The 11,813-nt window shown below is 75.7% G+C and carries 13 protein-coding genes; 8 read left to right on the forward strand and 5 right to left on the reverse strand.

Annotation, left to right across the window (positions count from 1 at the left end; translation table 11 throughout):
- Positions 1-69: 69 nt before the first annotated feature.
- The 3 genes from KDL28_RS13585 to KDL28_RS13595 all read left to right on the forward strand — a co-directional run bounded on the left by KDL28_RS13585 (position 70) and on the right by KDL28_RS13595 (position 3,615).
- Positions 70-948: a tRNA (adenine-N1)-methyltransferase gene (locus KDL28_RS13585; protein ID WP_252438492.1), complete on the forward strand. Its 879-nt coding sequence runs from the start codon at positions 70-72 to the stop codon at positions 946-948.
- Between the two features lie 410 nt (positions 949-1,358).
- Positions 1,359-3,122 (forward strand): proteasome ATPase, encoded by a 1,764-nt coding sequence (gene arc, locus KDL28_RS13590; RefSeq protein ID WP_252438411.1) that lies wholly within the window; start codon positions 1,359-1,361, stop codon positions 3,120-3,122.
- A gap of 91 nt (positions 3,123-3,213) precedes the next feature.
- Positions 3,214-3,615 (forward strand): VOC family protein, encoded by a 402-nt coding sequence (locus tag KDL28_RS13595; RefSeq protein WP_252438413.1) that lies wholly within the window; start codon positions 3,214-3,216, stop codon positions 3,613-3,615.
- Between the two features lie 11 nt (positions 3,616-3,626).
- Here KDL28_RS13595 and KDL28_RS13600 read toward each other — a convergent pair whose 3' ends face one another.
- Entirely contained in the window at positions 3,627-4,370 is a 744-nt protein-coding gene (locus KDL28_RS13600; RefSeq protein ID WP_252438415.1) for an SGNH/GDSL hydrolase family protein, read from the reverse strand.
- A gap of 123 nt (positions 4,371-4,493) precedes the next feature.
- Here KDL28_RS13600 and KDL28_RS13605 point away from each other — a divergent pair, with 123 nt between their 5' ends.
- Genes KDL28_RS13605 through KDL28_RS13615 form a run of 3 tightly spaced genes read left to right on the forward strand, consistent with a single transcriptional unit; the run spans position 4,494 to position 7,062 of the window.
- Complete coding sequence (locus KDL28_RS13605; RefSeq protein ID WP_252438417.1) at positions 4,494-5,168, forward strand: response regulator; 675 nt, start codon at positions 4,494-4,496, stop codon at positions 5,166-5,168.
- Complete coding sequence (locus tag KDL28_RS13610; RefSeq protein WP_252438419.1) at positions 5,165-6,586, forward strand: ATP-binding protein; 1,422 nt, start codon at positions 5,165-5,167, stop codon at positions 6,584-6,586. The genes KDL28_RS13605 and KDL28_RS13610 overlap by 4 nt, the downstream gene beginning before the upstream one ends.
- Positions 6,583-7,062 carry a hypothetical protein gene (locus tag KDL28_RS13615; protein WP_252438421.1) on the forward strand — a complete coding sequence of 160 codons (480 nt, stop codon included), beginning with the start codon at positions 6,583-6,585 and terminating at the stop codon, positions 7,060-7,062. The genes KDL28_RS13610 and KDL28_RS13615 overlap by 4 nt, the downstream gene beginning before the upstream one ends.
- On the opposite strand, the gene KDL28_RS13620 is transcribed toward KDL28_RS13615, so the two are convergent.
- Positions 7,063-8,289 carry an acyltransferase family protein gene (locus tag KDL28_RS13620; protein ID WP_252438423.1) on the reverse strand — a complete coding sequence of 409 codons (1,227 nt, stop codon included), beginning with the start codon at positions 8,287-8,289 and terminating at the stop codon, positions 7,063-7,065.
- A gap of 72 nt (positions 8,290-8,361) precedes the next feature.
- On the reverse strand, positions 8,362-8,751 hold the full coding sequence (locus KDL28_RS13625) for a winged helix-turn-helix transcriptional regulator (RefSeq protein WP_252438425.1): 390 nt from the start codon (positions 8,749-8,751) through the stop codon (positions 8,362-8,364).
- A gap of 148 nt (positions 8,752-8,899) precedes the next feature.
- Between KDL28_RS13625 and KDL28_RS13630 the strand changes: the two genes are divergently transcribed.
- A complete protein-coding gene (locus KDL28_RS13630) occupies positions 8,900-9,736 on the forward strand; it encodes an SDR family oxidoreductase (RefSeq protein WP_252438427.1) in 837 nt (278 codons plus the stop codon).
- 27 nt (positions 9,737-9,763) lie between these two features.
- Here KDL28_RS13630 and KDL28_RS13635 read toward each other — a convergent pair whose 3' ends face one another.
- Positions 9,764-10,510: a helix-turn-helix domain-containing protein gene (locus KDL28_RS13635; RefSeq protein WP_252438429.1), complete on the reverse strand. Its 747-nt coding sequence runs from the start codon at positions 10,508-10,510 to the stop codon at positions 9,764-9,766.
- A gap of 106 nt (positions 10,511-10,616) precedes the next feature.
- Positions 10,617-11,180 (reverse strand): YceI family protein, encoded by a 564-nt coding sequence (locus KDL28_RS13640; protein WP_252438431.1) that lies wholly within the window; start codon positions 11,178-11,180, stop codon positions 10,617-10,619.
- 90 nt (positions 11,181-11,270) lie between these two features.
- On the opposite strand from KDL28_RS13640, the gene KDL28_RS13645 reads away from it, so the two are divergent.
- Positions 11,271-11,795, forward strand: a complete 525-nt coding sequence (locus tag KDL28_RS13645; RefSeq protein WP_252438433.1) for a MarR family winged helix-turn-helix transcriptional regulator — start codon at positions 11,271-11,273, stop codon at positions 11,793-11,795.
- The last annotated feature ends 18 nt before the right edge of the window (positions 11,796-11,813 follow it).

An 11,813-nucleotide genomic window follows, 5' to 3' on the forward strand; every position in this document is an offset into this window, starting at 1 on the left:
GATGCCACGGTGCCCGATGCCACGGTGCCCGATGCCACGGTGCCCGATGCCACGGTGCCCGATGCCACGGTGCCCGACGCGGGGCCGGGGGACACGGCGCCCGCGCCCGGCCCGGCCCGCGGCGGGGCCTTCCGCGCGGGCGACCGGGTCCAGCTCACCGACCCCAAGGGCCGCCACTACACGATCACGCTGGAGACCGGCGGGCGCTACCACACCCACCGCGGCGGCCTCGACCACGACGACCTGATCGGCCGCCCGGAGGGCAGCCTGGTCGTCTCCGCCGTCGGCACCCCCTACCTCGCCCTGCGCCCCCGGCTGGCCGACTTCGTGCTGTCGATGCCGCGCGGCGCCCAGGTGATCTACCCGAAGGACGCCGCCCAGATCCTGATGTGGGGCGACGTGTTCGCGGGGGCCAGGGTGCTCGAGGCCGGGGCGGGTTCGGGCGCGCTGACCTGCTCGCTGCTGCAGGCCGTCGGTCCCACCGGCAGCGTGCTGTCCTACGAGATCCGCCCCGACCACGCCGAGTACGCCGAGCGCAACGTCGTCGCCTTCCACGGCGAGCGCCCGGCCAACTGGACCCTGCGCGTCGACGACCTGGCCGCGCACGACGGCGCCGCCGAACCGGTCGACCGGATCGTGCTGGACATGCTGGCCCCCTGGGAGCACCTGGGCACGGTCGCGGCGACGCTGGTCCCCGGCGGGGTCCTGGTCGGCTACGTGGCCACCACGACGCAGCTGTCGCGGCTGGTCGAGGACCTGCGCGAGCAGCGCTGCTGGACCGAGCCGCAGGCCTGGGAGTGCCTGGTGCGGCCCTGGCACGTGGTGGGGCTCGCGGTCCGCCCCGACCACCGCATGCAGGGCCACACCGCGTTCCTGGTGACCGCGCGCCGGCTGGCCGACGGCGTCGTCCCGCCGCGCCCCCAGCGCCGCCCGACGACCACCCGCTGAGCCCCCCGAACGGTCGGGGCGATCGTCCCGATCGTGGGACCGCCGCGTTCCGCGCGCGGCGCGCCCCGCCGGCCGCCGCGCGCCTAGGATGGAGGGGTGGTCGGGGGACGCGTCGGAACGGGGGAGTCGCGTTCGACCGCCGGTCGCGGGCCCCGTTCACACCGCGTCCGCAACTCCGGCGCGCGAGTCGCTGAACCGGCCGCGCCGGGCCACGGTCACAGGTCGTCACCGTCACTGGGGCGGTTGGTACCTGCGCGTCAAGCTCCCGTCCGGCTGAGTGATGGATCACCGGTTCGCCGCAGGGTCGCACGCGGGGTGGCCAGGTACCGTATGGAAACGGAACACGGAGGGAGGATGCCGTGAACCCCTACGACGGTCCCGGCAGGCGCGATAACGGTGACCCGGGGGACTTGAGTCCCGCCGAGGCCGCCGCGCAGATCCGCTTCCTCGAGGAGGAAGTGGCGCTGCTGCGCCGCAAGCTCACCGAATCGCCACGCCACGCCCGTGTTCTCGAGCAGCGTCTCGCCGAGTCCGCCAGCCGGCTCGCCCAGCTGTCGGCGCGCAACGAGAAGCTCACCGAGACCCTCAAGGAAGCCCGCAGCCAGCTGATCGCGCTCCGCGAGGAGGTCGACCGGCTGGCCCAACCACCCAGTGGGTACGGGGTCTTCCTGGCCCGGTTCCCCGACGAGACGGTCGACGTGTTCACCTCGGGACGGCGCATGCGCGTCGCGGTCTCCCCGGCGGTCGACACCGAGACCCTGGCCAGCGGGCAGACCGTGCGCCTCAATGAGGCGCTCACCGTCGTCGAAGCAGGCGACTTCGAGCGCATCGGCGAGGTCTGCGGGCTGCGCGAGGTGCTCTCCGAGCCCACCGCCGACGGCCTGGCCGGCCGGGCGCTGGTCGTCGGGCACGCCGACGAGGAGCGGGTGGTCTGGCTGGCCGCTCCGCTGATCGCCGGCCCGGACAACCCCGACGCCGTGCCGCTCAAGCCGGGCGACTCGCTGCTGGTCGACACCAAGGCCGGCTACGCCTACGAGCGGGTGCCCAAGGCCGAGGTCGAGGACCTGGTGCTGGAGGAGGTGCCCGACGTCGACTACAGCGACATCGGTGGCCTGTTCCGCCAGATCGAGCAGATCCGCGACGCGGTCGAGCTGCCGTTCCTGCACGCGGAGCTGTTCCGCGAGTACGAGCTGCGCCCGCCCAAGGGCGTGCTGCTCTACGGTCCGCCCGGCTGCGGCAAGACGCTGATCGCCAAGGCGGTGGCCAACTCGCTGGCCAAGAAGGTGGCCGCCGTCCGCGGCGACGACCCCAACGAGGGCCGGGCGTTCTTCCTCAACATCAAGGGCCCCGAGCTGCTCAACAAGTTCGTCGGCGAGACCGAGCGGCACATCCGGCTGATCTTCCAGCGGGCCAGGGAGAAGGCATCGGCCGGCACCCCGGTGATCGTGTTCTTCGACGAGATGGACTCGATCTTCCGCACCCGCGGGTCTGGCGTGTCCTCGGACGTGGAGACCACGATCGTCCCCCAGCTCCTCGCCGAGATCGACGGCGTCGAGGGCCTGGAGAACGTCATCGTGATCGGCGCGTCCAACCGCGAGGACATGATCGACCCGGCGATCCTGCGCCCCGGCCGGCTCGACGTGAAGATCAAGATCGAGCGCCCGGACGCCGAGGCGGCCCAGGACATCTTCTCCAAGTACCTGACCGACACCCTGCCCATCCACGCCGACGACATCGCCGAGTTCGCCGGCAACCGCAAGGCCTGCATCGACGCGATGATCCAGCGCGTGGTCGAGCGGATGTACGACGAGACCGAGGAGAACCGCTTCCTGGAGGTCACCTACGCCAACGGTGACAAGGAGACCCTGTACTTCAAGGACTTCAACTCCGGCGCGATGATCCAGAACATCGTCGACCGGTCGAAGAAGACGGCGATCAAGTCCGTCCTCGAGACCGGGCAGCAGGGGCTGCGCGTGCAGCACCTGCTCGACGCCATCGTCGACGAGTTCGCCGAGAACGAGGACCTGCCCAACACCACCAACCCGGACGACTGGGCGCGGATCTCGGGCAAGAAGGGCGAGCGGATCGTCTACATCCGCACGCTGGTCACCGGCAAGAACAACGAGGCCAGCCGGGCGATCGACACCGCGTCGAACACCGGCCAGTACCTGTAGCGCGCCGGTCGGGCACCGGACCCCGGGCAACCGGGGTCCGGTGTCCGATCCGTTCACGACGCCGGCCGTGCCCCCTCCTAGCGTTGCGGCCATGAGCACGCACGCGCAGTTCTCCGCCGTCGGCATCGTCGCCTCCGACATGGCCGCGACCCTGGCCTTCTACCGCCGCCTCGGCCTGGACGTCGCGGCCGACGCCGACTCCGCCCCGCACGCCGAGGTCACGCTGCCCGGCGGCGTGCGGCTGCTCTTCGACACCGAGGAGACCATCCGGTCCTTCCACCCGGATTGGGAGCCGGTGGCCGGGGCCGGGCGCCTCGGCCTGGCGTTCGCCCTGTCCGACGCCGCGGCCGTCGACGCCCTGTACGCCGAGCTGGTCGGCGCCGGGTACGAGGGTGAGCTGGAGCCCTTCGACGCCTTCTGGGGCCAGCGCTACGCCACCGTGCAGGACCCCGACGGCAACGGCGTGGACCTGTTCGCCCCGCTGCCGGGCTAGTGGCCCACCGGTCAGCAGCCGGCGAAGTGGTCGTCGGCGGCCCACCCCGCGTCGGCCCAGTCCGTCGCAGGGGCGGGGGTGAACCCGGGGAACCGGGCGGCCAGCTCGCCGAGCAGCCAGCTGGTGAAGCGGGCGGCGCCCTGCGGGCAGGTGTGCACGCCGTCGGGGTTGCGGTCGGCCCGGCCGTCCCGCTCGCGCTGGTAGGTCCTGCCCCACACGGCCCCGGCGTCGAGCACGCCGGCCCGCTCCGGTGACGCGGCCGCGACGGCGCGGGCCACCTCCGGCGCGCGGGCGAGGTCGGCCGTGTGCGGGGCGTAGAACTCGTCGGGCTCGATCGGGGGCGCGGTGACGAAGAGCAGGTCGGCGCCGGTCGCGGTCACCGCACCCAGCAGGCGGTCGTAGGCCGCGCGCTGCTCGGGTCCGGTGCCCCAGTCGAACGTCGACAGCTGGTAGAGCACCACCGAGGGCCGGGCGTCGGCGATCCGCTCGGGCAGGTCCGCCCACTGCTCCTCGGCGAACGGCCCGACCACGTTCCCGCCGCCCTCGGCGGCCAGCGACCGGAAGCCGACCCCGCTGGCCTCGAACGCGGCGGCCAGCGGCAGCGCCTCGCCGACGGCGATCGAGTCGCCGAGCAGGAGCACCGTCGACAGCCCGGGGGGTGCCGGGGACGGGGCGGTGGCGGTGGCGGCCGGTGGGGTGGTGCAGGCGGCGCCCAGCAGGAGCAGGCCGACCAGGGCGAGTCGTGTCGTCTTCACGGCCCCGACGCTGCCGCCGCCGCGTCCCGGCCCCTGCGCCGTGGTGTCGCGATCGTGTCGCAGTGGGCCTTCGCGGGCCCGTCCGCGCCCACCCGGCCGGGCGGGGCCGTCCATGCTGGGCGGATGGCGGCGATCCTGCTGGTCGAGGACGATCCCCTGGTGCGGCGGGGCCTGCATCTCGCGCTGTCGCGCCACGGCCACGACGTGCGAACGGCCGACACCGGCGAGGCCGGGATGGCCGCGTTCGCCGCGGCGGTGCCCGACCTGGTGGTGCTCGACCTGATGCTGCCCGGCCTCGACGGGCTCGAGGTGTGCCGGCGCATCCGGGCCGCCGGTGAGGTGCCGGTGATCGTGCTGACCGCCCGTTCCGACGACTTCGACGTCGTCGAGGGCCTGGCGGCGGGTGCGGACGACTACGTGGTGAAGCCGGCCCGGCCCACCGTGCTGGACGCCCGGATCCGGGCGGTGCTGCGGCGCAGCACCGGCGTGGCCGACGGCGTGCGCGAGCACGGCGACCTGCGCATCGACACCGCGGCCCCGGCGGTCTCGCTGCGCGGCGCGCCGGTGGCGCTGACCCCGACCGAGCTGCGGCTGCTGCTGACGCTGTCGCGGGCGCCCGGGCGCGTGCTCAGCCGCCAGCAGCTGCTGGAGGAGGTGTGGCAGCACGACTACCTCGGCGACTCCCGGCTGGTGGACAACTGCGTGCAGCGGCTGCGGGCGAAGGTGGAGGCCGATCCGGCTGCCCCGCGCTACGTGCAGACCGTGCGCGGCTTCGGCTACCGGTTCGGTCCCGTATGAGGCGGTGGTGGCCGGGCGGGCTGCGGGCCCGGCTGCTGGTGGCGTTCGTGCTGGTGACCGTGCTCGGGGCGGCCGCGGCGGCGTGGTCGAGCGCCGGGTCCGCGGGCCGCGCCCTGGTCGCGGCCGCCGAGCGCGGCGTCGCCGAGGCCGTCACCGGCCGGATCGGCGCCGTCGCCGCCGAGCTGACCCACCCGCCCGACCAGGACGCGCTCGACCGGCTGCGCGCCGCGGTCGGCCCGGGCGCGCTGGCGACCTACGGGGACCTGCGCTCCGCCGCCGGGACGGGCACCGACCTGGTCACCGACGCCCTGCGGAGCGCGGTGCGCACCGGCGACCGGCTCGTCACCCAGCGGGTGGCGGCCCGGGACGGGGTCTGGTTGCTGGTGGGCACGCCGATCGCGGTCACCGCCCCGGACGGCGCTCGCACGCCGTCCGGGATCGAGGTGTACGTGGCGCGCGACCTCGCCGACGTCGAGCGGCAGGTCGACGGGCTCACCGCGGGCGCGGCCGGGACCGCCGCGCTGGCGCTGCCGCCCGCGGTGCTGCTGGCGCTCGCGGCCGCCCGGGGCGTGCTGCGCCCCGTGCGCGAGCTGCGCGACACCGCGCGCCGGCTCGCCGCGGGCGACCTGGGGGCGCGCACGCCGCCCCGCGGCGCCGACGAGCTGACCGAGCTCACGGCCACCGTCAACGAGATGGCCGGGTCGTTGCAGGCGTCGATGGCCGCGCTGCAGCGGATGCGGGCCGACGCGCGGCGCTTCGCCGCGGACGTCTCGCACGAGCTGCGCACACCGCTGAGCACGTTGACGGCGGTGGTGGAGGTGCTCGCGGCGGCGACCGCGGACGTGGCCGACGCCGACGCCCGGGAGTCCGCGCAGCTGGCGATCGCGGAGACCCAGCGGCTGGTCGAGCTCGTGGAGGACCTGATGGAGGTCTCGCGGCTGGACGCCGGCACGGCCTCGCTGCACCTGGAGGACGTCGACGCCGCTGCGGCGGTGCGGGACTGCCTGCGCGCGCGGGGCTGGCTGGACCGGGTCGAGCTGCTGGCGCCCGACGGGGTCGGGCTGCGGGTGGACCGGCGCCGGCTGGACGTCGTGGTGGCGAACCTGGTCGGCAACGCGCTGCAGCACGGCGGTCCGCCGGTGCGCGTGCTCGTCGGGGCGCTCGACGACCGGGTGCGGATCGAGGTGGTCGACGGCGGGCCGGGCGTGCCCCAGCACGTCCGGGCGCACGTGTTCGACCGGTTCGCCAAGGGCGACCCCGCGCGGACCCGCACCCCGGGCAGCGGGCTCGGGCTGGCCATCGCCCGGGAGAACGCCCGCCTGCACGGCGGCGACATCGCCGTGGCGGACCCGACGGCGGCCGGCGGGGAGGGCGCGAGGTTCGTGCTGCTCCTGCCGCGGGAGCAGGAGGACCGGTGAGGCGGGCGGCGTGGGTCTGCGCGGTGGCCGTGCTGCTCGCCGGGTGCGGCGTCGGGCCCTCCGGGGTGCTCGACGGCGGCCCGGCCCCGACCGGCGTGGCGCCCGGGGTGACGCTGTACTTCCTCGACGCCGACCAGCGGCTGCAGCCGCAGCAGCGCGCGACCGACCGGCTGGGGACGGTGTCCTCGGGGGTGTCGCTGCTGCTGACCGGACCGGGTCCGGGCTCCGGCCTGCACACGCAGATCGCCCCGGTGGCGACGACGCGGGTCGAGGTGACCACGGCGCCGGGCCTGCTGCGACTGGTGGTCCCGCTGGCGGCCAGCGACGTGGGCCCGTCGGGCGTCGACCAGATCGTGTGCACCGCGCTCGGCGTCCACGTGCAGGGCGGCGGGGACCGGGGCACGCGGGTGCAGATCCGCTTCACCCTGCCCGCGCCCGGCTCGGACGAGCCGCGGACGTGCCCGCTGACCGGGTGATCAGCGCAACCCGGTGGTGTCGACGGTGGGCGCGGCCGGCGCGGGCAGCGCCCACCACAGCGCCCACCACAGCACGGCGAGCCCGGCGGTGACCGCGCCCGCCGCGAGCGCGCCGCTGCGTCCGCGGGCCCACCGGGCGCGGAACCGGATCGGGTCCTCGACCAGGTGCGTCGACAGCGCGGCCAGGCCGACCGCGAGGCCGCAGGCCAGGATCGTCGCCAGCGGGCCGCGGCCCGGGCCGGTCAGCACCAGAAGCGGCCAGTGCCACAGGTAGAGGCTGTAGGAGATCCGGCCGGTCCAGCGCAGCGGTCGCCACCCCAGCGCGGCGGCGACCGGCCCGCCCGGCGCCTGCGCGCACAGCCCGACCAGCAGCGCGGCGGCCAGCGAGTGCGCGCCGAGCCCGCCGCCGAACAGCCACGCCGAGCGCTCCCCGTCGGCGAGCGCCCAGAGCGCGGCGGTGCCGGCGGCCAGCACCGCGGACAGCGCCGCCGCCCACCGACCGGCGGCCAGGGCCAGCGCGCCGCGCACCGGGCCGGTGGCGGCCAGGGCTCCGAGCAGCAGCGCGCACGCGCGGGTGTCGGTGCCCATGTGCACCCGCGTCGGATCGGGTGCGCCGGCGAGCGCGACCGCCGCGGCCAGGGACGCGAGCGCGGCCAGCGCCGCGATCGTCGCCACCGCGGGGTCGAGGCGCCGCCCCCGCCGCCGCGCCACGGCGGCCACGGCCACCAGGACCACGGGCCAGGCCAGGTAGAACTGCTCCTCGACGGCGATGCTCCACAGGTGCTCGAACACCCGGCCGGGCCCGAACCGGTCCCAGTAGCCGGCGGAGTCGGCGACCAGGTGCCAGTTGAGCAGGCCGAGCTGCGCCCACGGGCCGTCGGCGAGCGCGGTGCGCAGCAGCTCCGCGCGCCCCAGCGCCCACACCAGCATGGTGGTGCCGGAGAGCACCGCGGCGAGTGCGGGCAGCAGCCGGCGGGTCCGCCGGCCCCAGAACGCGGTGAGCGACACGGTGCCGGTCGCCTCGACCTCGCGCAGCAGCAGGCCGGTGATGAGGAACCCGGACAGGACGAGGAACAGGTCGACGCCGAGGAAGCCCCCGGGCAGCGGGCCGGCGTGGTGCAGCAGCACCCCCAGCACGGCGACGCCGCGCAGGCCGTCGAGGGCGGGCAGGTGCGGCGCGCGGCCGGTGGGGGAGCGCGCGGCCACCGGCGGCTGGAGTCGCGTCATGCCGCCCGACCGTGCCGGGCGCACGTGCGGGGAACGTCCCCGCCGTGTCGCGGTCCTGTCGCGGTCCGGGGGCTAGGGGCGGGTGGGGTCGGCGTCGTAGGCCTCGCGGGCCCGCTGCACCGCGTCGAGGTGCGCCGCACCCCATTCGGCCAGCTCGGCGAACAGCGGTGCCAGGCTGCGGCCCAGCTCGGTGATCTCGTACTCCACCCGGGGCGGCACCTCCGGGTGGTAGGTCCGCGTGATCATCCCGTCGCGCTCGAGCTGGCGCAGCCGCTGGGTCAGCACCTTCGGGGTGATGGTGCTGATCCGCCGGGCCAGCTCGACGAAGCGCTGGCGGCCGTACTCGTGCAGCGCCCACAGGATCGGGGTGGTCCACCGGCTGAACACGATGTCCACGACCGGCGCGATGGGGCAGGCCGGCTCCGGGTCGGCCACCGCGGGCCGCCAGGTGGTGTCGACCACGGGTTCCTCCTGGATAGCCGCTTTCCCCTAGGTACCTGCTATCCCCAGGCTACTAGCGTCGCCGTGTCGCGGTCGGGGTGCCCGCCCCCGCGACGCCGTCGCCACCACCCGGCGGCGCGGCCACGCGGGCGGTGGGCGGGAGCAGTCGATGATCGTGGTGACCGGGGCGACCGGCAACGTCGGACGGCCGCTGGTGCGGGCACTGGCGGCGGCCGGGCAGCGGGTGACGGCGGTGTCCCGATCGGCGGCGGGGGAGGTGCCCGACGGGGTGCGCCACCGGCGCGCCGACCTGGCCGACGCGCCGTCCCTGCGCCCGCTGCTGGACGGGGCCGACGCGCTGTACCTGCTGGTGTCCGGGGCCGGCGCGCACGTCGACGCAGGCGCCGTGCTGGACGCGGCGAAGACCGGCGGGGTGCGCCGGGTGGTGCTGCAGTCGTCGCAGGCGGTCGGCACGCGCCCGGGGGCGCCGTCGCACGAGCCCCTGCGGGTGATCGAGGAGGCGGTGCGCGGTTCGGGCCTGGACTGGACCGTGCTGCGCCCGGGCGGCTTCGCCTCCAACACCTTCGCGTGGGCGGCGTCGGTGCGCGCCGACCGGACGGTCGTCGCGCCCTTCGGGGACGTGGCGCTGCCGGTGGTCGACCCGCTGGACATCGCCGAGGTCGCCGCCGCGGCGCTGGTGGCCGACGGTCACGCGGGACGCGTGTACGAGCTGACCGGACCGGCCCCGATCAGCCCCCGCCTGCGGGTCGAGGCGATCGCGGGGGCGATCGGCGAGCCGGTCCGGTTCGTCGAGCAGTCGGTTGCGCAGGCACGGGCGGCGATGCTGGCGTTCATGCCGGAACCGGTGGTGGAGGGCACCCTGGCGATCCTCAGCGCTCCGACGCCGGCGGAGCGCCGCCCGAGCGGCGACGTCGAGCTGGTCCTGGGCCGGCCCGCCCGCACCTTCGCCGACTGGCTCGACCGCCATGGCGCCGCCTTCCGCTGACGCGCGGCCCGGCGGCCGACCCCGCCGCTACGCGGCGGCGGTGGCGGTGGTAGCGGTGGCGAAGCGCCGGGGTGACGTCCCGCCGAGCGCGCGCAGCTCCCGGGACAGGTGCGGCTGGTCGGCGTAGCCGGCACGCGCGGCGACCTCGGCCGGGGCCACCCCGGCGGCGAGCAGGTCGGTGGCCCGGCGGAACCGCAGGACCCGGCGCAGCACCGCGGGGCCGTAGCCGAAGGCGGCCAGGCAGTGCCGGTGCAGCGTGCGGGGGGTCCAGCCGACGGTGTCGGCGAGGGCGGCGACCGAGGTGCCCGCGACCTCGGCGGAGCCCAGGAGGGCGGCCAGCGCGGGGACGGCGGGGTCGAGGGGGGTGGCCGGGAGGGCGCGGACCACGTCGGCGAGGACGCCGAGCGTGGTCCGGGCGTCGGGGTCGGCGTCGGCCAGTCGTCCGGCGGTGGCCCGGGCGATCGCGGGGTGCAGCTCGGCCAGCGGGACCCGCCGGTCGCGCAGTCCGGCCGCGGGGACCCCGAGCAGCGCGGGCAGCCGGCCCGGGGCGAAGCGCAGGCCGCAGGCCGGTCGGCCGGGCACGCGGCGGTGGGGGTGCGGTGCGGTGTCCGGCCCGGCGACGCACAGCTCGGCGCCGGTCCAGACGATGTCCATGCAGCCGTCGGGCAGGATCGGCTGGACCGCCCCCGGGTCGTCGGCGGGCGTGCTCCCGGTCCAGGCCGCCTCCACCAGCCCGGCCCAGCGCCCCCGCACGGGGAACTCCTGGTAACTCACGCCGGCACGGTAGACCAGGCCCCCGACAGGCCCGGGAACGCCGCGAGCGGCGCCCCCGCGCCGGGGCGCGGGAACGCCGCTCCGCGGAGTCGGGCGCGTCCGGTGGTCAGGACTGGCGCAGCACGGCCTCGATCTCCAGGGTGATCTGGACCTTCTCGCCGACCACGACGCCGCCGCCGTCCATCGGCATCTTGATGTCCACGCCGAAGTCGTTGCGGTCGATGGTGGTCTTGGCGGTGAAGCCGGCGCGGGTGCCGCCGTAGGCGTCCGGGCCGAAGCCGTTGACCTCGAGCGCCAGCTCGACCGGGCGGGTGACGCCCTTGATGGTCAGGTCGCCGGCCAGCACGAAGTCGTCGCCGTCGGGGCGGATCGCGGTGGAGGTGAACGTCCAGGTCGGGTGGGCCTCGACCGCGAAGAAGTCGGCCGAGCGGATGTGGTTGTCGCGCTGCTCGGTGCCGGTGTCGATCGTGGTGGCGTCGATGGTGGCGCTGACCTGCGAGTCCGTCAGGTCCGCACCGGTCACGATCTCGCCGCTGAAGGTGCCGAAGTGACCGCGTACCTTGCTGACCATCATGTGACGCACGGTGAAGGAGATGTCGGAGTGCACCGGGTCGATGTCCCAGGTGCCGGCCACGTAGCCGGGGATGCGGGTGCTGGCGGGGCTGCTCATGTGTGACTCCACAGATGTTTGAACGCTCAGGTTTCACCGGACACTAGCCCCAACGGCTTGAGTGTTCAACTAATTCCCGGGGGAGGGGACGTGTCCGTGCCCGAAGAGGAGCCGCGCTGGCTGACCGAGCCGGAGCAGCGCACCTGGCGCAGCTTCCTGACCGCGAACCGGCTGGTGTTCGACCAGGTCGAGCGCCAGCTGCAACAGGAGGCGGGGCTGCCGCACGCCTACTTCGAGATCCTGGTGCGGCTGTCCGAGGCGCCGGGGCGGGCCATGCGGATGAGCGAGCTCGCCAGCACCTCGCTGTCCTCGCGCAGCCGGCTCAGCCACGCCGTGGCGCGCATGGAGGAGGCGGGGTGGGTGCGGCGCAAGCCCTGCGAGTCCGACCGGCGCGGGCAGATCGCCGAGCTGACCCCCGAGGGCCTGGCCCAGCTGGAGGGGGCCGTGCCCTCGCACGTCGAGGAGGTGCGCTCGCTGCTGTTCGACGCCCTGACCGAGGCCCAGCGCGAGGCCCTGCTGGAGATCAGCGACGCGATCATCGACCACATCACCGACGGCGACCCGCCGTGGCCGGTCGTGCCCGACGGCGCCGACCGGCCGGGCCAACCTGCGTAGGACGCCGCCGCGGGTGCG

Source organism: Pseudonocardia humida (genome assembly GCF_023898865.1).
In the GTDB taxonomy this organism is placed as follows: Bacteria; Actinomycetota; Actinomycetes; order Mycobacteriales; family Pseudonocardiaceae; genus Pseudonocardia; species Pseudonocardia humida.